At 64.4% G+C, this 23943-nt stretch carries 21 protein-coding genes; 7 read left to right on the top strand and 14 right to left on the bottom strand.

What is annotated here, in order from left to right:
- Positions 1 to 7: 7 nt before the first annotated feature.
- Together AB4Z44_RS01405 and AB4Z44_RS01400 are read left to right on the top strand one after the other, a co-directional pair.
- Positions 8 to 2485: a PAS domain-containing protein gene (locus AB4Z44_RS01405; protein WP_404712306.1), complete on the top strand. Its 2478-nt coding sequence runs from the start codon at positions 8 to 10 to the stop codon at positions 2483 to 2485.
- A gap of 144 nt (positions 2486 to 2629) precedes the next feature.
- On the top strand, positions 2630 to 3835 hold the full coding sequence (locus AB4Z44_RS01400; RefSeq protein ID WP_404712305.1) for a transaldolase family protein: 1206 nt from the start codon (positions 2630 to 2632) through the stop codon (positions 3833 to 3835).
- 144 nt (positions 3836 to 3979) lie between these two features.
- Here the strand turns inward: AB4Z44_RS01400 and AB4Z44_RS01395 are convergent, their stop codons facing one another.
- The 6 genes from AB4Z44_RS01395 to AB4Z44_RS01370 form a co-directional block, all read right to left on the bottom strand.
- Complete coding sequence (locus AB4Z44_RS01395) at positions 3980 to 5374, bottom strand: uracil-xanthine permease family protein (RefSeq protein ID WP_404712304.1); 1395 nt, start codon at positions 5372 to 5374, stop codon at positions 3980 to 3982.
- 28 nt (positions 5375 to 5402) lie between these two features.
- Positions 5403 to 6761 carry an 8-oxoguanine deaminase gene (locus AB4Z44_RS01390; RefSeq protein ID WP_404712303.1) on the bottom strand — a complete coding sequence of 453 codons (1359 nt, stop codon included), beginning with the start codon at positions 6759 to 6761 and terminating at the stop codon, positions 5403 to 5405.
- Between the two features lie 160 nt (positions 6762 to 6921).
- Positions 6922 to 9462 (bottom strand): TonB-dependent siderophore receptor, encoded by a 2541-nt coding sequence (locus AB4Z44_RS01385; RefSeq protein ID WP_404712302.1) that lies wholly within the window; start codon positions 9460 to 9462, stop codon positions 6922 to 6924.
- A 427-nt stretch (positions 9463 to 9889) separates the two neighbouring features.
- Positions 9890 to 10300 (bottom strand): DUF6152 family protein, encoded by a 411-nt coding sequence (locus tag AB4Z44_RS01380; RefSeq protein WP_404712301.1) that lies wholly within the window; start codon positions 10298 to 10300, stop codon positions 9890 to 9892.
- 8 nt (positions 10301 to 10308) lie between these two features.
- Positions 10309 to 11133: a hypothetical protein gene (locus tag AB4Z44_RS01375; RefSeq protein WP_404712300.1), complete on the bottom strand. Its 825-nt coding sequence runs from the start codon at positions 11131 to 11133 to the stop codon at positions 10309 to 10311.
- A gap of 103 nt (positions 11134 to 11236) precedes the next feature.
- Complete coding sequence (locus AB4Z44_RS01370; protein ID WP_404712299.1) at positions 11237 to 11683, bottom strand: MarR family winged helix-turn-helix transcriptional regulator; 447 nt, start codon at positions 11681 to 11683, stop codon at positions 11237 to 11239.
- A gap of 54 nt (positions 11684 to 11737) precedes the next feature.
- On the opposite strand from AB4Z44_RS01370, the gene AB4Z44_RS01365 reads away from it, so the two are divergent.
- Positions 11738 to 12856 (top strand): FAD-dependent oxidoreductase, encoded by a 1119-nt coding sequence (locus AB4Z44_RS01365; protein WP_404712298.1) that lies wholly within the window; start codon positions 11738 to 11740, stop codon positions 12854 to 12856.
- Between the two features lie 155 nt (positions 12857 to 13011).
- Here the strand turns inward: AB4Z44_RS01365 and AB4Z44_RS01360 are convergent, their stop codons facing one another.
- The 4 genes from AB4Z44_RS01360 to AB4Z44_RS01345 form a co-directional block, all read right to left on the bottom strand.
- Positions 13012 to 14685 carry a Dyp-type peroxidase gene (locus tag AB4Z44_RS01360; RefSeq protein ID WP_404712297.1) on the bottom strand — a complete coding sequence of 558 codons (1674 nt, stop codon included), beginning with the start codon at positions 14683 to 14685 and terminating at the stop codon, positions 13012 to 13014.
- Positions 14682 to 15638 (bottom strand): hypothetical protein, encoded by a 957-nt coding sequence (locus tag AB4Z44_RS01355; protein ID WP_404712296.1) that lies wholly within the window; start codon positions 15636 to 15638, stop codon positions 14682 to 14684. The genes AB4Z44_RS01360 and AB4Z44_RS01355 overlap by 4 nt, the downstream gene beginning before the upstream one ends.
- Positions 15638 to 16468, bottom strand: a complete 831-nt coding sequence (locus AB4Z44_RS01350) for a hypothetical protein (RefSeq protein WP_404712295.1) — start codon at positions 16466 to 16468, stop codon at positions 15638 to 15640. The genes AB4Z44_RS01355 and AB4Z44_RS01350 overlap by 1 nt, the downstream gene beginning before the upstream one ends.
- Positions 16469 to 16599: 131 nt before the next feature.
- Positions 16600 to 17127 (bottom strand): DUF1697 domain-containing protein, encoded by a 528-nt coding sequence (locus AB4Z44_RS01345; RefSeq protein WP_404712294.1) that lies wholly within the window; start codon positions 17125 to 17127, stop codon positions 16600 to 16602.
- 42 nt (positions 17128 to 17169) lie between these two features.
- Here AB4Z44_RS01345 and gmk point away from each other — a divergent pair, with 42 nt between their 5' ends.
- Positions 17170 to 17811 (top strand): guanylate kinase, encoded by a 642-nt coding sequence (gmk, locus tag AB4Z44_RS01340; protein WP_404712293.1) that lies wholly within the window; start codon positions 17170 to 17172, stop codon positions 17809 to 17811.
- A gap of 2 nt (positions 17812 to 17813) precedes the next feature.
- Here the strand turns inward: gmk and AB4Z44_RS01335 are convergent, their stop codons facing one another.
- Together AB4Z44_RS01335 and AB4Z44_RS01330 are read right to left on the bottom strand one after the other, a co-directional pair.
- A complete protein-coding gene (locus AB4Z44_RS01335) occupies positions 17814 to 19106 on the bottom strand; it encodes a TylF/MycF/NovP-related O-methyltransferase (RefSeq protein WP_404712292.1) in 1293 nt (430 codons plus the stop codon).
- A gap of 91 nt (positions 19107 to 19197) precedes the next feature.
- The gene (locus tag AB4Z44_RS01330; RefSeq protein WP_404712291.1) at positions 19198 to 20118 is read right to left on the bottom strand and encodes a phytanoyl-CoA dioxygenase family protein; all 921 of its coding nucleotides are present in this window, start codon (positions 20116 to 20118) and stop codon (positions 19198 to 19200) included.
- 75 nt (positions 20119 to 20193) lie between these two features.
- On the opposite strand from AB4Z44_RS01330, the gene AB4Z44_RS01325 reads away from it, so the two are divergent.
- Genes AB4Z44_RS01325 through AB4Z44_RS01315 form a run of 3 tightly spaced genes read left to right on the top strand, consistent with a single transcriptional unit; the run spans position 20194 to position 22085 of the window.
- Complete coding sequence (locus AB4Z44_RS01325) at positions 20194 to 20472, top strand: hypothetical protein (protein WP_404712290.1); 279 nt, start codon at positions 20194 to 20196, stop codon at positions 20470 to 20472.
- A 48-nt stretch (positions 20473 to 20520) separates the two neighbouring features.
- On the top strand, positions 20521 to 21093 hold the full coding sequence (locus tag AB4Z44_RS01320; protein ID WP_404712289.1) for a hypothetical protein: 573 nt from the start codon (positions 20521 to 20523) through the stop codon (positions 21091 to 21093).
- 11 nt (positions 21094 to 21104) lie between these two features.
- A complete protein-coding gene (locus AB4Z44_RS01315) occupies positions 21105 to 22085 on the top strand; it encodes an aldo/keto reductase (RefSeq protein WP_404712288.1) in 981 nt (326 codons plus the stop codon).
- Positions 22086 to 22230: 145 nt separating this feature from the next.
- On the opposite strand, the gene AB4Z44_RS01310 is transcribed toward AB4Z44_RS01315, so the two are convergent.
- Together AB4Z44_RS01310 and AB4Z44_RS01305 are read right to left on the bottom strand one after the other, a co-directional pair.
- Positions 22231 to 22524: a GIY-YIG nuclease family protein gene (locus AB4Z44_RS01310; RefSeq protein WP_404712287.1), complete on the bottom strand. Its 294-nt coding sequence runs from the start codon at positions 22522 to 22524 to the stop codon at positions 22231 to 22233.
- A 160-nt stretch (positions 22525 to 22684) separates the two neighbouring features.
- Positions 22685 to 23743 carry a ribonucleotide-diphosphate reductase subunit beta gene (locus AB4Z44_RS01305; protein ID WP_404712286.1) on the bottom strand — a complete coding sequence of 353 codons (1059 nt, stop codon included), beginning with the start codon at positions 23741 to 23743 and terminating at the stop codon, positions 22685 to 22687.
- Positions 23744 to 23943 lie beyond the last annotated feature (200 nt).

Genomic DNA, 23943 nt, shown 5'->3' with positions numbered 1-23943 from the left:
GAGACAGATGAGCAGCGACGCGTCGGCCGGGCTCGGCACGATCTTTCCGGGCGACAGCGAGATGAGCCGGCTGATGCGCGCACACGATTGGGCCGCGACCCCGCTGGGCGATCCGTCCACCTGGCCGGAGGGGCTCAAGGTGCCGCTCGGCATGATGCTGAGTTCACGCTTCGAAATGTGGCTCGGCTGGGGCGACGATCTGCTGTTCTTCTACAACGATGCCTATGTCCCGACGCTCGGCATCAAGCACCCGTCGATGATGGGCAGGCCGTTCCGCGAGGTTTGGTCCGAAGTCTATCACGAGGTCGAGGATCAGGTCGCGCTGGTCAGAGCCGGCGAAGCGACATGGAACAAGGCGCTTCCCCTGCTGCTCGAACGGAGCGGCTTTCCCGAAGAGACCTACCACACTTTCTCCTACAGCCCGCTGCGCGGCGCCGGTGGCGCGGTCGAGGGGCTGATGTGCGTGGTTACCGAGGAGACCGAGCGCGTCATCAGCGAACGTCGGCTGGCAACGCTGGGCGCGCTCGGCCACGCCTTGCTCGGCACGATCGAGCGCGATGCGATCCGGCAGGCCTGCTGCGAAGTGCTCAACGCCAATCGCCGCGACTTCCCGTTCAGCCTGCTCTATTTCCAGGAGAATGCGGATCAATGGTCGGGATCGACCGCTAGCGAGGACACGGCGGCCCTGATCGGCCATGAATGGCCCTTCGAGCGGATCGACATCGGCGGGGGCTCGATCCGGGTTCCGATCGATCCCGCGCTGGCACCACCGACCGGCGATTGGGACCGACCCGCGACGCAGGCGCTGATCGTCCCCATTGCGCATGCGGCGGGCGACCTTCCGTTCGGAGCGCTGGTCCTCGGGCTCAATCCTTACCGGCCGCACGATAGCGAGATCGAGGGCTTCGCCCAGCTCATTGCCGGGCAGGTCAGCGGCGCGCTCACCAATATCAGCGCGCTCGATCGGGCGCGGCGCCGCGCCGAGCAGACCTGGACCAATTCGCGCGACCTGATCGTCGTGGTCGGCGCGGACGGCATCTTCCGCTCTGTCAGCCCGTCGTGGACGCGAATCCTGGGCCATCCCGTCGACGAGGTCATCGGCCACGGTTTCGCCGAGTTCCTGCATCCGGACGACCTGCAGGAAACGATCGCTGCGCTCGGCAATGCGGCGGCCGGGAGCGATCTTACCAGCTTCGACAATCGCTTCTTCAGCCGCGACGGCGAATTGCGCTGGATATCGTGGAACACGACGCTCGAGGACGGGCTGGTCTATGGCTATGGCCGCGACGTCAGCGAAGAGAAGAGGAATTCGGCCGCGCTGGCCGCCGCCGAGGATGCGCTGCGCCAGGCGCAGAAGATGGAAGCGGTCGGCCAGCTTACCGGCGGCATCGCGCACGATTTCAACAATCTGCTGACCGGCATCATCGGCTCGCTCGAGATGATGCAACGCAAGGCCGCGCAAGGCCGCACCGCCGATGTCGAACGCTATGCCGCGGCCGCGACCAGTTCGGCAAACCGGGCGGCGGCTTTGACCCAGAGATTGCTCGCCTTCGCACGGCGCCAGTCGCTCGATCCCAAGCCGGTCGATGCCAACGATCTTGTGCGCGGCATGGAGGAATTGCTGCGCCGCTCGATCGGGGAGACGATCGAGCTGGAGATGGTCGCATCGGCCGGGCTGTGGCGGACGCGCTGCGATCCCAACCAGCTCGAAAATGCGATCCTCAACCTTGCGATCAACGCACGCGACGCGATGCCCGATGGCGGGCGGATCACGATCGAGACGGGCAATGCCTCGATCGACGCGAGCTATTCCGCGCGCAACCAGTTCGCGGCGCCCGGCCAATATGTCGTGGTCTCGGTGACCGATACCGGCACGGGCATGACGCCCGATGTGATCGCCAAGGCGTTCGATCCGTTTTTCACCACCAAGCCGATCGGCCAGGGCACCGGGCTCGGCCTGTCGATGATCTACGGTTTCGCACGCCAGTCGGAAGGCTTCGTCAACATCTACAGCGAGGTCGGGCTGGGATCGACCGTGCGGGTCTATCTACCGCGCTTCTATGGCGAGGCCGGTGCCGAGGAGGCCGCGCCGCAGGAGGCCGATCTCCACCGCACCGACGATGGCGAGATCGTGCTCGTGGTCGAGGACGAGGCCGCGGTGCGCGGGCTGGTCGTCGATGTGCTGGAGGAATTGGGCTATCATGCGATCGAGGCGGTCGATGGGCCAAGCGGGCTCGATCAGCTCCGCGCCCTCCCCCGCATTGATCTGCTGGTGACCGATGTCGGCTTGCCGGGCTTGAACGGGCGCCAGTTGGCCGATGCGGGGCGTGCATTTCGCCCCGATCTCAAGGTCCTGTTCCTGACCGGCTACGCGCATAATGCGGCGGTCGGCAACGGCCTGCTGGAGCCGGGCATGGACATCATCACCAAGCCCTTCGCGATCGAGAAGCTCGCCAATCGCATCCGATCGATCATCGAACGTTGATTCTGTCCGAAATTGACCCGGTACCAGCGGAGCTCTCTGGATTGGAAATTTAGCGGTTTTCCGCCATAGGCGCATCACGCCCATTCGGACCGCACAACAACTTCTACTCTGGACGTTTCGGGTGGCCGGGCTAATGGGACGCGCATGACGATAGACCATACGCTCGAACAGCTCGCCGCAACCAATCCCGAATGCGAAATCTGGTGGGACAGCTCGCCCCTGATCTTCCCAAGCTGGAAGACGGAAACGCTCGCCAAGGATGCGAATCCCGCAAGCTCGGGCTGGGCGGAGCAGATCCAGCGTTTCCTCGATCCCGACACGATCGCCACCACCGGCACGATGGGCTTTCGCGGCGTCACCACCAACCCGCCGCTCTGCCTGCAGGCGATCAAGCTCGCGCCCGAGCTGTGGGCCGCGCGCATCAAGGAGATTGCCGCCGAGCATCCGCACCTCGATGTCGAGGGCGTCTATTGGACGCTCTATCTCGACCTCGTCCGCCAGGGCGCCGAGATGATCCATGCGGTCTACAAGTCTTCGAACGGCAAATATGGCATGGTTTCCGGCCAGGTCGATCCGCGCTGGGTGCGCGATGGCCGCAAGATGCTGGAGCAGGGCCTCGAAATCGCCGCGCAGGGCGAGAATGTCATGGTCAAGATTCCCGGCTCGAAGGAGGGCTATGAGGTGATCGAGGAGCTGACCGCGCGCGGCATCTCGACCAACAACACGACCAGCTTCACCGTCCCCCAATATCTGCGCTGCATGGCGGCGGTGAGCGCCGGCCTGCTGCGCGCGAAGGCCGCGGGCGTCGACCTGTCGCGCTGGCGTTCGGTCATCACGCACATGTCCGCCCGCCTCGGTGAACTCAGCGACTGGAAGACCGAGGCGAAGGCGCGCGGTATCCCGCTGACCCTCTCCGAAATCCGCGACGGCGAGGAGGCTGTGCTCAAGCGCGCCTACCATTTCGGCAAGGCGAACAACCATCCGTCGAAGATGCTGCAATGCTCGATGCGGATCGAGAAGGACGACCGGACCGGCAAGACGGTGTCGCGCCACCTCGCCGATTTCGCCGGCAGCGACATGGTCTATACCTGCCCGCCGGGCTTCATTGCCGGGCTGATGCCGGTGCGCGACGAACTCGAAGCATTCGATCCGAAGGCGATCGACCGCGCGCCGAACGCCGAGAGCCTCGCCAAGCTGATGAAGCTGCCGAGCTTCCGCGCGGCGTATGAATTCGATGGCATGCGGCCCGAGGAATTCGCGCATTTCGGTGCGTTCAAGGCGACCGAGACCGAGTTTGCCGCGGCGACCCGCCAGACTGTGGATTTCGTGCGGATGACTTTGGAGGGCTGAGCGAAGCCTTACGCAGTTGAGGAAAGGGCGGCCCGGCTATCCGGAGCCGCCTTTTTATTTCGTCATCCCAGCGAACGCTGGGATCTCGGGAGAATATGAGCGCACCGTGTCTCTCACGAGACCCCAGCCTTCGCTGGGGTGACGTCAGGAGTGGGGCAGAATGCTTGCTTCCGTCCGCCCCGGAATCACGAGGTTCAACACCACAGCGATCAACGCCGCCGGCAGGACGCCCGACGTCAGCATCGTGCGCAGGATCTGTGGCAGATGCGCCACCGCATCGGGCTGAAGTTCGAGCCCGAGGCTCGCCGATAAAGCGACGCCGAAAATCAGCATATTGCGCTGAGTCCAGGTCACGCCTGCCAGCATCGAGGTCGCGGCCGCCCCGACCATCCCGAACATCACGATCACGCCGCCGCCGAGCACCTCGATCGGGATCGTCGTGATCAGCGCGCCGATCTTCGGGACCAGCCCGCAGGCGACCAGGAACAGGGCGCCGATCGTTACGATATGGCGGCTCATCACGCCGGTGATCGCGATCAGCCCGACATTCTGGCTGAACGACGTGTTGGGCATCGCCCCGAACACCGCGGCGAGCGCGGTGCCGACGCCGTCGGCGCTGGTCGCGCCGATCAGCTCGCGGTCGGTCGCGGGGCGATGCGCGCTTCCGCTACAGATCGCCAGCACGTCCCCGATCGACTCGATCGCCGAGATGAACCCCATCAGGAAGAAGCCGAGGATCGCCGGCGCCGACAAGGCGAAGCCGAAATGGAAAGGCATCGGCACCATGATCCACGGCGCCGATGCCACCGCCGCCAGCGAAACCCGACCCATCATCACCGCCACCGCATAACCGGCGAGCAGCCCCAGCAGCACCGCCGCAGTCGACCAGATACCCCGCGCGAAGAAGCTCAATCCCAACGTGGTGAAGACGACGATGCCTGCGAGCAGCCAGCTTGATCCCGCGCCGAACGCAGGCGTTCCCTGCGCGGGGGCGCCGCCGGCCGCATAGACGACGCCGATCCGCATCAGCGACAGGCCGATCATCAGCACGACCAGCCCGGTCACGATCGGCGGCAAGGCGAAGCGGATGCGGCCGACGAAGAAGCTCAAGCCGGTATGGCACAGCCCGCCGATGAGCGCCCCGGTGGTGAGCGCCGCCATGCCCGCGACACCCTTGCCGGCGACCAAGGGGATCATCACCGGCAGGAACGCGAAGCTCGTGCCCTGCACGAGCGGGAGGCGCGCACCGATCGGGCCGATGCCGATCGTCTGCAGCAGGGTCGCGATGCCGGCGAACAGCATCGACAGCTGGATCAGGTAGATCAGTTCGCTGGGGTCGGGCGAGCCGTAGCCGAAGCCCGCCGCGCCGGCGACGATGATCGCGGGCGTCATGTTGCTCACGAACATCGCCAGCACATGCTGGATGCCGAGCGGGATCGCGATTCCAAAACCCGGGAAATAATCGGGATCGCGCGCCTGCTCGGGCGTCATGATCCCCTGATAGGGCGGAGCGGCATCGACGGCGTCGGCTGGTGTCATGGCATGCTCCGGAATGGGCCCAAAACGATCAGGCCGCCTGCAGCCGGGCGAGCGAACGCTCGGCGTCGCGCCTGATCTCGCCCGGATTTGCCGAGGCGAGATGGCCGTCGCGCACCACGAGGCGCCCCTCGACGAAGAGATCGCGCACCCCGGCGGGCGGGCTCAGCACGAGGCCCGCAATCTTGTCCCACACGCCGAGCGAGGCGGGCTCGGCCATGGTCCAGACGGCGATGTCGGCGCGCCGCCCGGGGACCAGCGCGCCGCAATCGCTGCGGCCGAGCATCTCCGCCCCGCCGCGCGTCGCGAGGAACAGGGCCTCGCGCGGATCGAGCGCGGCCGGCCCGCGCAGCGCGCGCTGCATCAGCATCGCCTGGCGCGCCTCGAGCAAAAGATGGCCGCTATCGTTGGAGGCGGAACCATCGACGCCGATCCCGATCGGTACGCCGCGATCGATCATCGCCCGGATCGGCGCGATGCCCGATCCGAGCCGGCCGTTCGAGCAGGGGCAATGCGCCACGCCCGTGCGCGTGCGCGCGAACAGATCGATCTCCTGCGCATCGAGCTGGACGCAATGCGCATGCCACACATCCGCGCCGGTCCAGCCGAGCCGCTCGGCATATTGGCCGGGCCGACATCCGAACCGCGCGAGCGAGAAGGCGACGTCGTCGGCATCCTCGGCCAGATGCGTGTGGAGCATCACTTGCTTGTCGCGCGCCAGCAGCGCAGCATCGCGCATCAGGCCTTCGCTCACCGAGAAAGGCGAGCAGGGCGCGACCGCGATCCGCACCATCGCGCCGGGCGCGGGATCGTGGAAGCGATCGATGACGCGGATGCTGTCGGCGAGGATCGCGGGCTCGCGCTCGACGAGGCTGTCGGGCGGCAGGCCGCCCCCGCTCTCTCCCACGCTCATCGCGCCGCGCGTCGCGTGAAAGCGCAGCCCGATCGTCGCGGCGGCGGCGATCGTGTCGTCGAGCGTCGATCCGTTCGGGAACAGATAGAGATGATCGGAAGTCAGCGAGCAGCCGGACAGCGCCAGTTCGGCCAGCCCGAGCCGTGTCGCCGCGAACATGTCGTCAGGGGTGTAGCGCGCCCAGATCGGGTAAAGCCGTTTGAGCCAATCGAACAGCGACGCGTTGATCGCGCCCGGCACCGCGCGGGTGAGCGTCTGGTAGAGATGGTGATGGGTGTTGACGAGGCCGGGCGTCACCACGCAGCCATGCGCGTCGATGATCGTATCGGCGATCGCCGCAAACGGCGCGAGTTCGACGCTCGTCCCGACCGCTTCGATCACGCCGTCGCGAAAGGCGATCGCGCCATCGGCGATCTCGCGGCGACAATCGTCCATGCTGGCGAGCTGATCGGCGTGACGGATGAAGGTCAGGGTCATAGGCACCGTTCCGCCTGATAGACGTCACCCCGGGCTTGACCCGGGGTCCCGCTTCTTCTGTTCCGCCGAAAGGCAGAGGGACCCCGGCTCGGGGCCGGGGTGACGTGAATTAAAGTGCGCACAAAAACGGGCGCCACCTCCACGGCAGCGCCCGTCCCGATCAGAACTTGAACTCGATCGATCCCTGAATGCTGCGCGGCGTCTGCGGCAGCACGATATCGGCCCCGAACAGATCCTGACCACCGGCCCGGAAGTAGCGCGCATTGTTGACGTTCTTGACCACCGCGCGGAACAGGAACGGCCCCGTCTTGTACGACGCACCGAGGTTGAGCAGCCAGTAAGCGGGCAGCTTCACATGCTGCGTATAACCCGAATAGGTCGAGCTGACGTGCGAAACATCGCCGTTGAGCGCGATGCCGTTGTCGAACGCATAGGTGCCGGTCGCCGACGCCACATGGTGCGGGATGCCCGGGCGTTCGGCTAGCTTCTTGGTCGCTGGGCTGATCAGGCCGATCTGGCTACCGCCGAGGTAGAGGTAGGCCTGCGACTGGGGCACGTTGACGAGATCGCCGATGCCGTAATAGTTGAAGAAGTTGCCGGCCAGCGCGCTTTGATCGACTACCTGGATGTAGGTGTAATTGGCGCTGACGAGCAGGTGGCGATCCACCGACCAGCGAATTTCGGCCTCGATACCCTTGGTCTTGACCACTTGGTTGGTGAGCGAGCTCTCGGCGGCGGCATCGGTACGCTGCTGCTTGTAGACGGCCACCGCCGCGTAGAGCCTTTTGTCGAGGAACTCGCCCTTGATGCCCGCTTCGAGCAGCTTGGATTGCGCGAGGAACGAGCTCGTGAGGACAGCGCTCGGCTCGAGCTCCGCACCCTCACCCGCGACGATCGTGGTCTGACGCGAAGCGGTGAAGTACGGGATAAGACCGATCGGCGTCTTATAGGAAATGCTCGCGTTCCACGACACGCCGCCATCGCTGTTGCTGGCATGATTGATGAATGTTGTCGGATCCCCGGAAACCGCCTCATTGTTGCTGTAAGATACGGGGTCGTACTTCGCCTTGTCGGCGTTCGAAACGGCGTGGATGTGATCGTACCGGATACCGCCCAGCAGATCGAGGCCGAAATCGAACGTCACGTTCACGAGACCGGCAATGCCGGCATCGAGATAGTGGCCGTTGATATAGTCCGAATAGTCGCAACCGCATTGCGTCGAAAGCAGACGCGTAGACGCCGGAACGAAGCCCGTGCTGATGTCGGGACGGTTCCAGAATTCGGCACCATAGTCGTCGCCGAACTTGAAGTGGGTGTACCGCAGCGACGGTGATACCTGCAAGGCGATCTTCGCCGGCGCAGCGTAGAACGTGTCGGAAACGACGATCTTGTCCTCGACGACGTAGGCATTGATGGCCTGCGAGAAACCGTACGCATTCTCGTTCAGATTCTTGGTGCCGTCGTAGAAGACCTGGTTCTTGATCTCCAGTTCACCGGCGCCCTTCCAGATCAGGTCGAAATAGCCGGTCTTCTGGATATTGTTGAGCTTGTCATTCTCGCCGGTCAGCGTGTCTTTCCGGCTGAGATGGGTCGTACCCGGATTCTGCAGCGCGAGGTCGGGGTAGTTCGCTTTGAGACAGGCCGGAGTGTAGCCGGTCGCGCTGTTGTTGAACACGCCGCAGCCGTAAGATCCAAAGATGGTCAGCCCCTGCCCGCCGTTGGCGGCATAGACTTCCGGGCGCGAGAGCTTGCCGTCATGGTTGGTGTCGAGATTGTTGGCGGCGTTGCCCGTGATATAGGTTCCGTTATCGATCAGGTCCTGCGTGATGCGGTTCCAGCCGCTATTCTGCTGGCCTTTGAAATTCTGATACATGCCGCCGAATTCGGTCCGCAGGTTGGACGTGATATCGGTGTCGAACGCGGCCGAGAACAATGTATTCCGGGTCGTTACGTTGCGGTAATAGCTGTCCGAATCCTCGACCTCGCCGTAGAGGCTGTAGCCGAAATCGTGCCCGCCGATCTTGCCCGGCCCGGTGATGGCGCCCTTGAGCACCTTGCGGCCGAAGCTGTCGAAATCGGCTTCGACATCGCCGGTGGCCTTCGACGCATAGGTGCCGTTGGCGGCACGCGCGGTCTTGGGGACGAAGTTCATGTAGCCGCCGGTCTTCGACGGGCCGTAGATCGGCGAGGCGGGGCCGCGGACGATGTCGATGCGGTCGGCCGCGCCGATCGGGGTCGGGTAATTGCCGCCATTCTCGAGCCGCAGCATGCCGCGAAAATAGACCTCGCCCGGCGTACCGCGAATTTCGAGCGCGCCGCCGGTGCCGAAGTACGAGCTGGAGAAGGTGCCCGGCACCTGCGTGACGAGGTCGTAGATCTGGGTGATGCCGAAGCGCTCGAGCTGTTCGGAGCTGACCGTGGAGGCCGAGCGCGGCGTTTCCACCAAGGTCTTGTTGAAGCCGAACACCGACCCGACGTCCTTGAGCGGCAATGCGCCCAGCGAGCCGGTGACGACGATTTCCTGCGCGTCGGCAGGCGCGTCGGACGGAGCCGCGCTCGCGCCCGCGCTCTGGCTCCAGGCCGGCGAGGTCATGGCGGTACAGGCGAGCAGGCCTGCCGCGATCAAAGCCAGCGATCTGCCATGTCCCGCCCGCCGCACCGCAGCATCGGCCGTCACACCAAGATATTGGATTCCAGTCATTGTTTGAATAACCCCCTCGTTCTGACGAGAAACGATCCCCAGCGCCTCCACGTCGCCCACGCCAATTCGGGGAGATTCTTCCCTCCCGAATTGTTGCACCGCGTCATCGTAATGACGCATTCGAACCTGTAAAGATAAGTTATCCTGATTTTAGCTCAGGCAGCGCAGGATGTGCCGATTTTAAACACGCCAGTGTGGCTTTTTGGACAATCATCGCTGATCGTCTGGCGGATTTGCCATCTCTATTCGCAGAGTGTGCAAAACGTCTTTTGGCGTCGCGGAGGCAACTGCCAATGGAGAGTAGATTCGATTATGATCCGGCGCAGCGCGACGGACGAAATCGTCCGCCCCGTCTTCGCCGAATGGAATCTCTCCTAAACCTGCCGAATCGTTATTTTCGAGACACTACGAACTTCGCGGTCGATGCTCAAGGCGTGGCCGTCTTGCCGCCCTCGGCGCCGATATCGTACAGCCGCCCCTTCAACACCTGACCGGTCGCAACCAGCTTCAGGCTGCGGAAGCCGCCGCCATGCTGGCCGTCGCGCAGCGGATTGATCTCGACCTCGACCTTGTCGCCCGGCTTGACCGAAGAACGCGCCCAGCCCAGCCGCGTCAGATTGCCCGGGCTGGTCAGTTCGACCGCCCACACGGCCTCCGGCGCGCCCTCGACCTTCACGAACAGTGCGACATGCGGGTTGGTCCAGCGAAACTCGTCGACCGTGCCCTTGAGAGTGATGACCTTGTTGCCGTCGAACATCGCATAGCTGTGATGGGCGGATGCCGGCCCTGCCAGAAACGGCAAGGCTGCGATTGCGAGAGGAAGCGCCCGGCTCAGCATGAAGTCCCTCATTGTTTGGTTTTCGGGAGAAGGTTGCCATTCTCCTGGTTGGTCAGCTCGAAGATCGGGTTGCCCCATTGATCCTTGCCGTCATGGAAATCGCCCTGCCGGCACACGCCCTCGACGATCTCGAAGCTGCGCTGGCGATGGCGGTAGAAAAGCCGCCGCGTCTGCCATGGCGCCTTGAGGATATGCGGCGCGGTGATCTCCAGATCGAACGCCAGCGTATCGGGCGCGATCAGGTGGATCTTCTCCCGGATCGCCATATCCCCGCCATTGGGGATACCGACCGCTTCGCTCACCGCAAGATAGACTTGCGGCAGGATCGCCCTGGTCTCGACCACCAGCGTGCCGCCCTCCCAACGCCCGACCGAATAGCCATCGAAGCTGGGATCGGGATCGGCCGGCATCGCGCGACCATCGGTATAGATGCGGCGCAGGCGATTGCCGTCCGAATCGCCGAGGATCGTGATGCGGCCGGGGGTCGGCAAGATCTCGATCGAATTGTGGGTGATCATCATGAACGCCGGCATGCCCGGCGGCAGGCAGTTGAGGAACAACCCCTTGGGCCGACCCGCCGCCTCCTCGGCATTCCAGTGATCGACCTGCTTTTGCGCCTCCGCCGTCCAGGGGACCGGGTTGGCTTTGATCTGCCTGTCCTGATCGCGAATATCGGGCGACCAGGTGCCGCTGAGATCGGGCAGCTGCGCAAGCGCCGCCCACGCCTGCGCGGTGGGTGCCGGCTTGACCGGGTCAGGCGGCGGGGTTTGCGCGGGGACGGCGCTGGCGACCAGCAGCGACGATAGCAGGATCAGCGCGGCCCGATTGTGCATTGCAGCAGCGTAACGAGTGCAGGCACCTCGCGTCAATGCAGGTTTACTCAACAGGAATTGAGGCACACGCGCCGGTAAATCCGCTTGGGCACGGGGAGGATTTTCATCCGTCCATGGCCTCCACATTCGCCAGCACGCGGCGCAGCAGATCGACCAAGGTTTCCACCTCCGCCTCCGACAGCCCGCGCACCATATCCGCATTGCCTTGCCGCAGCACCGCCCGCCCGGCCGGCAGCCGCGCACGCGCCTCGTCGGTCAGCGATATCAGGCTGCTGCGCTTATCGCGCGGATCGGGCTCGCGCCGGACGATCCCGTCACGCTCCATCCGCGCGAGCAATTGCGCCATGGTCGGCTGCTCGACCTTGGCCCAGCGCGCCAGCTCCATCTGCGTCAGCCTGGCGCCATCCTTGAGCGCGGTCAGCACCGGCAATTGAGCGGTCGCGAAGCCGAGTTCGCGCAATCGCGCATCCCCGATCCGCGCCAGCCCGCGCGCGATCCGGCTGAAATAATGGCCGGGATGCGCCATCGGATTCCATTCGTCTTCCGCCATTGCATAGGCACCTATGTTTATATATAGGCTCCTATGTAACTTACGGAGGGCAATATGACAACCAACCTGCGGATCGCGATCGTCGGCGGTGGCCCCGGCGGCCTGATGCTCGCGCGCCTGCTCCAAATGCGCGGAGTTGCCGCCACCGTGTTCGAGCGCGACAGCCACGCCGACGAGCGTCCGCAAGGGGGTTCGCTCGATCTTCATGCCGAGACCGGACAGCGCGCCATGGCGCTTGCCGGGCTGGAAGCGGCATTCCGCGCCGCGGCGCGGCCGGAGGATCAGGGCGATCGGCTCTATGACGCGAGCGGCCGATTGCTGTTCGATCGCGACGGCTCGGGCGACAACCGGCCCGAAATCGATCGCACGGTATTGCGCCAGATCCTGCTCGACTCGCTCGACCCCGGCATCGTCCGCTGGGGCAGCAAGGTCGACGCGATCGAACCGGCGGCGGCGGGCGGCTATGCGGTCGCGGTCGACGGCCTGCCCGAGCATTTCGACGTGGTCGTCGGCGCCGACGGCGCGTGGTCGCGCGTCCGCCCGCTGCTGACCGACGCGGTACCGATCTACGAGGGCGCGACCCTTGTCGAGTTCGGGTTCGATACGGCGCGGCATCCTGCGGTCGACGCGCTGGTCGGCGGCGGCAAGATGTTCGCAGTCGGCGACAACCGCATGCTGATCGCGCAGCGCAACGGCCACGGCCATATCCGCGGCTATGCCGGGCTGCGTCTGGATGAGGCGGAGGCGCGGCGATGGATGGAGATGGCACCCCAAGCGGTACGCGCCCGCCTGCGCGACGCATTCGTCGGCTGGGCACCCGCGCTGACCGACCTCATCGACAGCGGCGACTTCATCGGGGTACGCCCGCTCCATGCTCTGCCGGTGGGTCTCAGCTGGCCGACACGCCCGGGTGTAACCTTGCTCGGCGACGCGGCGCATCTGATGTCCCCGTTCAGTGGCGAAGGCGTCAACCTGGCCCTCGCCGATGCCGCCGATCTTGCCGAGGCGCTTGTTTCACCTGCGGAGTGGGAGGCGGTGGCGGCCTGTGAGGCGACGATGATCGCGCGGGCGGTGCCGGCCGCCGAGGGCGCGGCGGCGGGGTTGGAGGTTACGCTTTCATCCGATGGAGTGAATGCCGTACTCGATCATTATCGGGAGCGTGTTGCGGCGTAATCCGCAACTCCCTCTCCCGCTTTTCGCGGGAGAGGGTTGGGGTGAGGGTCTTCTTCTTGTGCCTTCATCGAACCGCCGAAGAAGAAGACCCTCACCTCCCGCCGGCTTCGCCAGCGGGCCCCTCCTCTCCCGCGAAAAGCGGGAGAGGGTTTTAATCACGTCGGATCGACGATCCCCATTCCGATCATCCTGAGCGCCGTCATGCTCGGCACGAAGAAATAGTCGCCGCCGCGCGGTTCGACCAGTTGCGGCAGCGCGCCGCAGATGAAGGGCTTCCTGCCCGTCGCCGGATCGGTCGTGATCACCAGCTTGGCGTCCGCGTCGAGATGGTTGCCGACGATCGGGCAGGTGTCGCTGCCGGCGTTGAAGTCGAGCCCGTACTGCATCCACTGCTGCTGGACGAATTCGAACTGGCGAAACAGGCTCGAGCAGATCGCCAGGAAGATGATGCCCTGCTCGCTGCCGGCCGGCGCGTTGTCATAGGGCCCGTAAGGCAGGCCACGCCGCAGGATGCGGCGGCGGTTGACCAGAGCCGATCCGTCCCACCCCGCGCTTTCGGGCAGGGTGAAATGCGGATCGAGCATGTCGCGCGGGTTGGCGCGGCGCAGGTGCGAGGTGACCGGGCAGACCGCGCCCGCGGGATCGGGGCGATATTGGAAGTCGGTGAATTTGAGCGCGATCTGCGCGAGCTTCGGCTTGTCCGCGGCGGCATGTGCGGCGGCGAGATCGGCGTTGAACGCCTGCCAGTCCTGAAAGGTCGGCGCCGCCATCAGCGGCACGCCGTCGCTCCAGCGGCCGACCATCTTGGCCTTGACCGTCTCCTCGGCCTCGGCCTGCGGCACACCGAACGTGGCGGCGTAGCGCGCCCCCATCTCCTCGATGTAGCGTTCGAAGCCTTCGACATTCTCGTGGAGCTTGCGATACGCCATGAAGGTGCCGTTGCGGCTGAACTCGATCGGCATTGCCGCGCCCGGAATCTCCTGCGCCTCGTCGGGATAGCCGAGCAGGAATTCGCCGGTGGCCAGCGGCGCCCAGCTGCGATCGGGCAGGATCTTGCCCCCGCCGACCGCGCGCAGCCGCTCGGCCTCGCCCGACAATTGCCCTTCGAACACCGGATCGCCGAAGCCGTCCGAAAGCTGGAAATGCTCCTTGTTGGTCGGCCAGAGCTGGCCATCGTCCTCGCGCAGGATCGCCGACATGTCCTGCCAGGGCAGATCGTCGGGGCCGTGGCCGGTGAGCAGGACGACCCCGCCCTCCGACGCATCGCACAGCGCCTGCAGCTTGCCGGTCTCCTCCGCCAGTTCGGGGATCGGCGTGCCGTCGGGCAGCATCTCGGCATTGAGCGAAACCATGATGTGGACGCGATTCTCGCCGTGCGAGTTGCGCCAGATCGCATCGCGCCGACCGAGGAACGGATCGTCGCCGAGCAGGGCCGCGCGTTGCTCCATCCCGTCGATGAACTCGTCGGGCATGTTGCGGAGCGTCCGGGTCGGCACCTGCAGCGCGACCAGCCCGTAGAAGGTGAAGGCGATGTTGATCGCCACCTTCGGCTTCATCAGTTGCACTTCGCCCGGATAATCGGGCACGCCCTCGGCGCGGACGACGTCCTTCACGCGCGGGTTGCGGGTGCGCAGCAGGGCCTCGCCGCGATCGGGATTCTTCCAGCGCGCGGCCGTGGTGATCGTCGGGCGCAACGCCTCGACGAAGGCGCGGCCCTTGGCGGCGTCGCGCACCGTGAAGAAGACATAGCGCGCCTTGGGAAAGCCCTGGCGGCCATAGGCGCGCAATATGCCGCCCTGGATGTCGGCCAGATCGAGCAAGACCGTCATGCCGCATTCCCCCCGATGACGCTGCGGATCACCCCGGGCGGCTGGGTCGGGCCATCCAGATTCTTCGGCTGGTGCTGCCGGAGGAAAGCGCGGAACGCGACGCCGACATCCTCGCCCGTGCGCCCCTGCTGTTCGGCGGCGAAACGGGTGAAGGCCTGCTGCAGGTAAAGCGCCTTCAGCACATCGCGGAGCGTCGAATTGGGTGCCGCCGGGAAGGGCTCGCTGCCCTTGCGCATCACCCACCGATAATCGATCGCCAGGCCGATCGCCGCGAAGGCGAGCGCGATCAGGATCGCGACGCCGAAATGCAGAAAACCGAACAGGCCCGCCAGCAGCGGCAGCGCCAGGCCGACCGCGGGAATGGCGATCAGCATCGTCTTCGACAAGGACGTCAAAGGCGGCGCGCCGATCCAATAATCGTTGAACGGCATCGTCGTCTCGAGCTGGCACGGGAGGATGAAGTCGGCGAAGCTCGCCGCGTCGGTCACCTTCGAGAAGCCGTAGCAATAGGTGAACACCGCGGTCAGCTCGCGCGGCATCAGCCCCCACAATTCCTCGAAATAGGAACGCGGCTCGCCCGTCCCGTCGCCGAGCGGATCGAAGTCGATCATCACCAGCAGATAGGGGCAGCTCAGCATGTCATTCGGCTGCGCCTTGAGCAGATCGGTGTTCCGGACCGTCGAGATCAGCGCATCGCCATGATCGCGCCCGTTATAGAAAGGCTGGTCAAGCACGACGAAGCGGGCGAGATGCGTGCGCAGCGATCGCGCGAACGGGCTCTGGATCCCGATCTTCTCGGCGGCGCGCGATTGGAGCGCGGTCGGCAGGGTTTCGAGCGCCTCGCGCACCATGTGGATCGGCGAGCTTTTCATGCCTTCATGCTCGACGATGCCGACATTGCAGATCGGCACCGCCGCCGTGAAGAAATAATGGCCGCCATCGATATTGGGCATCAGCGTGCTCCCGATGCGGGCGCGGGCAAGGGCGGCGCCTCATCGACGCGCGATGGTGCCGCGACGACGTCGGCGACCGCGGCCTGCACCGCCTGCTTCTCGGCGGCCGACGGACCGGTCGACAGGCCCGCGACCGCCGCAGGCGCCACCGCATGCAGCATATGTTCGGCCGGCGGCGGCCCGGCGCCGTGATCGCCCCAGCGGGCGCTGACGGCCGCGCAGCGATGCGTATCCGCCACCGCCGTGTCGCAACTCGCCACCGGCGCATAACCGGGCGCGCCGAGACAGCCCTGCCCTTGCGCCATCACCCGATCGTAAGCGACCGCCAGCGCGGCATCGCCCAGATCCGGATCGACATCGCGCAGCAAGGCCGCCAGTTTCAGCGCCGCCTTGATGTCCCGCTGCGCGCTGCCCGGCGTGGCGTTGTAGTAATAGTTGGTATCGATCTGGTTCGCCCGGATATAATCCTTGAACGGCGTGATCGGGATCGAATTGGGGTATTTGGTGCTCGAATACCAGAAGAGATCGAGCCCGCCCGGTATGCCATCGGCGAAGGCATCGATATACTGATCCCAGGTGCCATTGAAGTTACTGCAGAACAGCATGTAATCGTTGGCAAGTTTTTGCGGCGGCTGCCCGCGCTGCGGCCATTGATCGCGCTTGATGATCACCCAGCGCGCGAAGTGGATCAGCGACAGCCCCAACAATCCGGTCAAGGTCGCCGGCAAGGATCGCGCGGCCATGAACAGCAGACGATTGAGCCACGTCAGATGCGGTCGCATCGGCGTCACGACATTCATGCCGTAGGCTTTGCCGGCTACGTTGCTCATGACGCCTGCCCCCCGTCTTTGCATCATCTTACGCAAAAGCGGGGAACAAGGGAACTGGCGCGATCGGGCCGATCGATCGACTATGGTGATTTGTTGGCGCGATTGCGACCTGCATCCGCTCCGGTGGGCTTTCAGGCCTCCGCCAGCGCGATCAGCTTCTGCACCGTGTTCCAGTTGCGCGCCGTCAGGGTCGATCCCGCAGCCTTGTCCAGCACCGCGGGCATGAGCTTGCTATCCGCCACGCCTTGCGTGAAGTTGATCCACAGCCCGCCGCCGGCAGCGACGATCTCCTCGCCATGGGTCGCGCGCCCGGCCAGCGCCTCGGGCGCTCCCGCCTTCAGCGGCTTCTTGGTCAGCCCGAGATGGATCTGCTTCCCCAGCCCCTCCGGAAACGGATTGGCCGCCGCCGCCGCGGCGAAATCGGCGGCACTGCGCGCGATCGCCTCGACCTTTATCCCGAACTGCTTTTCGATCAGCGACTCGATCGCCTTCTCCACGTCCGCGGCGTCACCCTTGGCCGACAGGACCAGGTTGCCGCTCTGGATATAGGTCACGCAGTCGGGAAAGCCGCCGTCGCGCGCCGCCTGCTTGAGCTCTGCCATAGGCAGCGAGCGACCGTTGACGTTGATGCCGCGGAGCAGGACGATGAAGCGGGTCATTCCTTACGTTGACGCCGACGGCGCAGAAAGCCAAGAGCGGCCATGCCTACCAAGAGCCTCGCACGACGCGGCGTCCTGTTCGTGCTTTCATCGCCGTCGGGTGCCGGAAAATCCACCATCGCCAGGATGCTGCTCGAAGCCGATCGCGACATCGCGATGTCGGTTTCCGCCACGACCCGGCCGATGCGGCCGGGCGAGGTCGACGGGCGCGATTATCATTTCGTCGAACTCGAGCAGTTTCGGCAGATGGTGCGCGACGACGAATTCCTCGAATGGGCGCACGTCTTCGATCATCGCTACGGCAGCCCGCGCCAGCCGATCGAGGACATGCTCGGCAGCGGCAAGGACGTGCTGTTCGATATCGACTGGCAGGGCGCGCAGCAGCTTTACCAGAAGGCCGGCGGCGATGTCGTGCGCGTCTTCATCCTGCCCCCCTCGGTCGAGGAGCTGGGCCGGCGGCTCGCGCGGCGCGGCACCGACGATCAGGCGGTGATCGACGGCCGCATGGCGCGCGCAGCCTCCGAGATAAGCCATTGGGACGGCTATGATTACGTCCTGATCAACGATGACGTTCAGGCCTGTTTCGATCAGGTTCTGACCATCCTCAAGGCCGAACGGCTGCGCCGCTCGCGCCAGACCGGGCTGATCGGCTTCGCGCGCAAGTTGATGGCGCCGCAATCCTGACCCTAGACACCCAGGTTCCGCGCCAAGTCCGCGAGAACCTCGGTATCGACCACAGGAATGCCCGTGCTGCGCGGCCAGAAGGCACCGGTGTAGCCAGCGACGTAGCGCCCGGTCAGAGGGCGCCCCAATTCCTCGTGGCGGGCAAGCATCGGAGGGATCGGGTTATCTGGCGACGGTGAGGTGATGATGTGGCCGTCCTCGAATATGCTCGCGTTGCACTCGTGGCTGAAGAGGCTCGACCGGGGATCCAGCGCATCGGCTATCACCATCAGGTCGCGCGCTGAGACTTCGAGATCGACGTCCATCCACAGGCACATCAGTGCCGGCGGGCGCCACTCGCGGAAGGTGTCGGCGAAAAACCCCTTGTGGAAAGTGACGCAGTTGATCGCGCCGAAGCGCGCGACATGATCGCGAACCTCATCGAGGCCGCCGGCATATTGCCCGGCTTCGTAGCCGGATCCGGCCGCCGGCGGCAGCCCTTCGAAAGAATTGAAGACATGCATGTTCAGGCCCAGCTGGGAGCAGGCGAAGCTCAGCATCGCGGAACTGTAACCCTTGAAGCAGCCAAACTCCGCAAAATCACCAGTGACGCCCCACGATTTCAACACGTAGAGTTGATGGATTATCGCGAAGAGCTCGCGCACCGAGTTGGGCTTGCAGTGGAAATCGGCGGCGCCCGCTTCAGCCTGCCGGTTCGTTGCGGGGAAATGGCGTTCAACGAAGCGGCAATGCGCCAGTGTCGTCGCCAGATATCGCGCATAGTCCGCGAAGACCGGCAGCGCGTTGAGACCCGGCGTCAGCATGATCTGCTTGACGCGCGCAGCAAAACGGGCCTGGCCCGCCACGGAACCAAGGTCGGCACATTCTTCAGGCCAGACCGCTGCTATGGCGTCTATCACCTGCTTCGGAAAAGGTCCGACTATACTCCCGTTCCGGGCCTCGCTGAGCTTTCGTTCCAGACCATCGCCGGCCATCTGGAACGAAGCAATGGTCGCGCTTGGCAACCAGCGCCGGGTCGGGCGGGCTACAATCCGCAACTCCGCCAGAGCGTCGGACGCGATGGCACCGGCGGGCAGATCGAAAGCAAAGCCGCAGGTGGCGGCTCGCCGATGATCGGGATAGGCATGGGCGACGTCGGGGCGATGGATTGCGGGGAAACTATGGGCGACGCAGCGATCTCCAACCCAGGCCTCCACGGAAAGTGGACCTCGCCCCAAGGCCCATCCGGCCACGCGCGCACCGGCAAGGGCATCGACATTGCCTTTGGGCGCGAGATTCCGGCGTAGCCGCGCCAACGATACATTCCGCGTCATACCAGGACCTTGCTGTTGTTCTTTGGTGCGCGCCGCTTCAATGTGCGCGCAATACGCCTGCCCCAGCGTGCAGTCAGTGACACCGGCTCCTTTGATAAGGCGGGGGAAGAATTTCCTCACCGAGATAAAGGTTGGGCTTCCTGGTGCCGTCGGCAATGCTGACGAGATTGCGCAGCGCGAGACGCCCAAGAAACTCGTCGGAGAACGCAGGCGTATAATAAACGCAATCGTCGAAAAAGTAATGCGTTACCTGCGACCATCGAGTCAGATTGGGGTTGTTCTGCACGCTGCCGCCGTGCAGCAGGTTTGCGCACCAGATCAACGCCTGTCCCTTGCGAGCCAGAAAACTCTTGGCGGGAATGTTGTGTTCGGCGACCAGTGCATTCCAGGCGTCATGATAGGGCGTCTGTGCTGACCCATGCGTTTGGTCCGCTCCGCGCCGGCCTATCATCGCGTTGTCGAGAATCGGCCATTTATGGGAGCCGGGCACATAGGATAGCGGGCCCGCATCGGCCTCAATGTCCTCCATTGCCAGCCATACGCCGCACATGAACCTTTGCGGGATGGAGGAAAAGTGAACGGCATCGGTGTGCAGGTGCTGCTGCGTTCCCACCGGGAAATTGAGGGTTTGAAATGGAAACGCCCGGCGACCGTACAACCGGGAGAGTAAATCGAGTACCTTGGGATTCGCGGCGATCGCCTGCACGTCGGCATCAAATTGCCAGGCGTCTTGGATACGGCCCACCCCACCGAACTTGCTGCTGGTCTTATCGTCATCGTCGATGCCGAGTTTGGGCGCCAGGTCTTTGCGTATCCGCGCAATCCGCGCGTCGATTTCGATATCGGGGAAGTCGAACACCGCGTATCCATCGCGGTTGAGCGCGACGGCGATTTCGCGCTCTTCGACTGACAGGTCCATCCGCTCGATCTCGGCACCGAAAACGGGAGATTCGATCAAAGGGATGCCCGGAAAGGGGCAGGCGGAAGCGGCCATTTTTATAGGCAATCCAAAATAGTATGAGGGTGATGCCGCATGATAGCGCCGGAATCGAGACCCACAAGGGACAGCATGCAGCCAGCGGAAATCGAGGGCCGTGCCGTGCTTCTTTTTGACTCTGTGGAGATCGACAAATCTTGTCATGCTTTTGTCATGCATAGACGCGCGGCATCCGGCTCGCACCCGGCCTCGGCGGCCTCCGGTACAGCGCGAACTCAGATTGGACCGGCAAATGACGGTGAAGCATTACCGAACGACTGCGCGGGTCGCATGGACGAATTGAAGCAGAACCGCATTATGGTTCACATCGCTGCCACCGGATACTGGTTCAAATTCGTCCACGCCGCCTAGCAATGTGGGCGTGGGAGGCCTAGCCTGCGCTCCAAACAGGAGGGCGGCATGATCAGGCTCGTTATCGGCAGCATCCTCGGCGGGCTCGCCCAATGGTTCGTCGGCTTCATCTTCTGGGGCACGCCGCTCGGCCGCTTGCCGTTCCGCGCGGTCTCGGATGACCAGAACGCCGCGCTTCAGGCCGCGCTCGCCCAATATCTGACGCCGAGCGGGACCGGCACCTATCTCGTCCCCTGGCCCTTCACCCAGCAGGGTACCGTGCTCTACGGCAAGGGACCGGTGGCGATGGTCCATTTCAACACCGCGGGCTTCCCGGCGATGGACAGCGCCGCGATCATCGGCGGGCTGGTCCTGTCGATCGTCACGATCTTCCTGCTCGGGCTGGCGCTGTGGCTCATCGCCGATCGGGTGAGCGATTTCGCCAGCCGCGCGAAGATCATCGTGCTCGCCGCGGTTGCGACCTCGCTCTACTTCACGATCGGCGAACCGGTCTACAACGCCTATCTGCCCAAGACGTATTTCCTCTATCTCGGCATCGGCAACATGATCGGCATGATCGTCGGCGGGCTCGTGGTGGCGCGCTGGTTCCTGCCGAAGCCGGGCGTCGGGATGAGCCGCTAAGGATATCAGCCATGGATTACGGTAAGCTCGGCTCGACCGGCGTGGACGTCTCGCGCCTGTGCCTCGGCTGCATGACCTTCGGCCTGCCCGACCGCGGCAACCACAGCTGGACGCTCGACAAGGACGCCAGCCGCCCGATCATCCGCAAGGCGGTGGAGGCCGGGATCAACTTCTTCGACACCGCCAACGTCTATTCGGACGGGACGTCGGAGGAGATCGTCGGCGCCTTGCTCAAGGAGATGATCCCGCGCGACGAGCTGGTGCTCGCCACCAAGGTCTGCGGCGAAATGCGGCCGGGCCCGAACGGCAAGGGCCTGTCGCGCAAGGCGATCCTGCATGAGGTCGATGCCAGCCTGAAGCGGCTCGGCACGGACTATATCGATCTCTACCAGATCCACCGGCTCGACCATGGCACGCCGATCCCAGAGATCATGGAGGCGCTCCACGACGTCGTGAAGGCCGGCAAGGTGCGCTACATCGGCGCCTCGTCGATGTTCGCGTGGCAGTTCGCCGAGACCTTGCACGTCGCCGAGGCCAACGGCTGGACCAAATTCGTCTCGATGCAGAATTACGTGAACCTGCTCTACCGCGAGGAGGAGCGCGAGATGCTGCCCTTGTGCAAGGCGAAGGGCATCGGCGTGATCCCGTGGAGCCCGCTCGCGCGCGGCCGGCTGACGCGGCCGTGGGACGCGACGACGAAACGCGGCGAGACCGATAATTTCACCCGCGTGCTTGTCGAGAAGACCGAGGCGGCCGATCGCCGCGTGGTGGAGCGCGTCGGCGAGGTCGCGGCGTCGCGCGGCGTGCCGATGGCGCAGGTCGCGCTGGCATGGGTGATGGCGAAGAGCGAAGTCAGCGCGCCGATTGTGGGCGCATCGAAGTCGGAACAGCTCGACGACGCGATCGCGGCGGTGTCGCTGACGCTGTCGGCGGAGGAGATTGGGCGGCTGGAGGAGCCCTACGTGCCGCATGCAGTAGTGGGGTTTAGCTAATACCGTCGCCCCTGCGCAGGCAGGGGCCCATGTCTGGTGGTGCTGGATGGGCGATGGGCGATCGGGCGCTCCCCTTAGGACAACTGGCTTTCGAGAGAGATGGGCCCCTGCCTGCGCAGGGGCGACGGTTGGGATTGGCGGGCAGCTAGCAGTTGATCGTTTCCCACAGATCGCGCCAATCGGGATTGGCCTTGCCGATCAGGTTGAGCTTCCACGCGCGCTTCCATTTCTTGAGCGCTTTCTCGCGCACGATCGCCTCATCCATGCGCGCATGCGGCTCGGCGTAGACGAGCCGGGTCAGGCCCCACTGACGGCAAAATTCCGAACCTTTGCCGCTGCGGTGCTGATGGACTCGCGCGACGATATCGCCGGTCACGCCGATATAAAGGGTGCCGCTCGTCCCGTTCGTCATGATGTAGACGTAGGCACGCGGCTCCATCGCAAACCCCAACCCCGTCGCCCCTGCGCAGGCAGGGGCCCATGGCTCTCGCCAATATAGATGAAGTCGAGACGAAGTGCTGCGCTTATTCCTTCAGTACAGCATAAGCCGGACGAGAGATGGGCCCCTGCCTGCGTAGGGGCGACGGGTTAAAGCGTCCCTACTCCGCCGCCACCCCGGCATGCCCGAACAGCCCGCCGCTCTCGCCCGCACCCGGATCCTCGTTCGCAGGCGCGGTCTTCGCCTTCTTCCTCGCATCGAAGCTGTCCCACACATCGGACCAGTCGCCGCGCGTCGCCGCCTTCGAATATTCGGTCGCGCGGGTTTCGAAGAAGTTGGCGTGCTCCACCCCGTTCAGCAAAGGCGCGAGCCACGGCAGCGGGTGGTCCTCGATCATGTAGATCGGCTTGAGGCCGAGCTGGCCCAGCCGCCAGTCGGCGATGTAGCGGACGTAGCGCTTGATGTCCTTGGGCGTCATGCCGTTGACCGGCCCCATCTCGAACACCAGATCGATGAACGCATCCTCGATCCGCACCGTCTTCTGGCACATGTCGAGGATATCCTCCTTCACCGCATTGGTGAGGCAGCCGCGCTCCTGGCAGAAAGCGTGGAACAGGCGGATGATGCCCTCGCAATGGAGCGTCTCGTCGCGCACCGACCATGACACGATCTGTCCCATGCCCTTCATCTTGTTGAAGCGCGGGAAGTTCATCAGCATCGCGAAGCTGGCGAAGAGCTGCAGCCCCTCGGTGAAGCCGCCGAACATGGCCAAGGTGCGCGCGATATCCTCGTCGGTATCGACCCCGAACGTGCTCAGATAGTCGTGCTTGTCCTTCATCTCCTTATACTGGAGGAAGGCCGAATATTCGCTTTCCGGCATGCCGATCGTGTCGAGCAGATGGCTGTAGGCGGCGATGTGGACCGTCTCCATGTTGGAGAAGGCGGTCAGCATCATCTTGACCTCCGTCGGCTTGAACACCCGGCCATATTTTTCGTGGTAGCAATCCTGCACCTCGACATCGGCCTGGGTGAAGAAGCGGAAAATCTGGGTCAGCAGATTGCGCTCGTGATCGGTCAGCTTCTGCGCCCAATCGCGGCAATCCTCGCCCAGCGGCACCTCCTCGGGCAGCCAGTGGAGCTGCTGCTGGCGCTTCCAATATTCATACGCCCACGGATATTCGAAGGGCTTGTAGGAGCGGGAAGCCTTCAGCAGCGACATGGGTAAGCTCCTTACGAATGGATTTCGCGACCGTTCCGAACAAGCCATGAACAAGTCGATATATGGGGAATGCTACGCCTCTGCGCCACAAAGTCTAGACTTGACTTCGGGGTTGTCCACAGGCGTTTCGACGTCGTTTCGGGCCGATAACGATGGGGTCTGGCGATTGTCACAATGCTGGCGCATGATCGGCGATGCGG

The sequence above is a fragment of the Sphingomonas sp. MMS24-J13 genome, assembly GCF_044905095.1.
Taxonomy (GTDB): Bacteria; Pseudomonadota; Alphaproteobacteria; order Sphingomonadales; family Sphingomonadaceae; genus Sphingomonas_I.
This window is presented reverse-complemented; position numbering and strand designations above follow the sequence as displayed.

Coding starts and splice junctions, on each gene's coding strand:
- AB4Z44_RS01405 (WP_404712306.1), top strand. CDS start 8: ATGAGCAGCGACGCGTCGGCCGGGCTCGGCACGATCTTTCCGGGCGAC.
- AB4Z44_RS01400 (WP_404712305.1), top strand. CDS start 2,630: ATGACGATAGACCATACGCTCGAACAGCTCGCCGCAACCAATCCCGAA.
- AB4Z44_RS01395 (WP_404712304.1), bottom strand. CDS start 5,374: ATGACACCAGCCGACGCCGTCGATGCCGCTCCGCCCTATCAGGGGATC.
- AB4Z44_RS01390 (WP_404712303.1), bottom strand. CDS start 6,761: ATGACCCTGACCTTCATCCGTCACGCCGATCAGCTCGCCAGCATGGAC.
- AB4Z44_RS01385 (WP_404712302.1), bottom strand. CDS start 9,462: ATGACTGGAATCCAATATCTTGGTGTGACGGCCGATGCTGCGGTGCGG.
- AB4Z44_RS01380 (WP_404712301.1), bottom strand. CDS start 10,300: ATGCTGAGCCGGGCGCTTCCTCTCGCAATCGCAGCCTTGCCGTTTCTG.
- AB4Z44_RS01375 (WP_404712300.1), bottom strand. CDS start 11,133: ATGCACAATCGGGCCGCGCTGATCCTGCTATCGTCGCTGCTGGTCGCC.
- AB4Z44_RS01370 (WP_404712299.1), bottom strand. CDS start 11,683: ATGGCGGAAGACGAATGGAATCCGATGGCGCATCCCGGCCATTATTTC.
- AB4Z44_RS01365 (WP_404712298.1), top strand. CDS start 11,738: ATGACAACCAACCTGCGGATCGCGATCGTCGGCGGTGGCCCCGGCGGC.
- AB4Z44_RS01360 (WP_404712297.1), bottom strand. CDS start 14,685: ATGACGGTCTTGCTCGATCTGGCCGACATCCAGGGCGGCATATTGCGC.
- AB4Z44_RS01355 (WP_404712296.1), bottom strand. CDS start 15,638: ATGCCCAATATCGATGGCGGCCATTATTTCTTCACGGCGGCGGTGCCG.
- AB4Z44_RS01350 (WP_404712295.1), bottom strand. CDS start 16,468: ATGAGCAACGTAGCCGGCAAAGCCTACGGCATGAATGTCGTGACGCCG.
- AB4Z44_RS01345 (WP_404712294.1), bottom strand. CDS start 17,127: ATGACCCGCTTCATCGTCCTGCTCCGCGGCATCAACGTCAACGGTCGC.
- gmk (WP_404712293.1), top strand. CDS start 17,170: ATGCCTACCAAGAGCCTCGCACGACGCGGCGTCCTGTTCGTGCTTTCA.
- AB4Z44_RS01330 (WP_404712291.1), bottom strand. CDS start 20,118: ATGGCCGCTTCCGCCTGCCCCTTTCCGGGCATCCCTTTGATCGAATCT.
- AB4Z44_RS01325 (WP_404712290.1), top strand. CDS start 20,194: ATGCAGCCAGCGGAAATCGAGGGCCGTGCCGTGCTTCTTTTTGACTCT.
- AB4Z44_RS01320 (WP_404712289.1), top strand. CDS start 20,521: ATGATCAGGCTCGTTATCGGCAGCATCCTCGGCGGGCTCGCCCAATGG.
- AB4Z44_RS01315 (WP_404712288.1), top strand. CDS start 21,105: ATGGATTACGGTAAGCTCGGCTCGACCGGCGTGGACGTCTCGCGCCTG.
- AB4Z44_RS01310 (WP_404712287.1), bottom strand. CDS start 22,524: ATGGAGCCGCGTGCCTACGTCTACATCATGACGAACGGGACGAGCGGC.
- AB4Z44_RS01305 (WP_404712286.1), bottom strand. CDS start 23,743: ATGTCGCTGCTGAAGGCTTCCCGCTCCTACAAGCCCTTCGAATATCCG.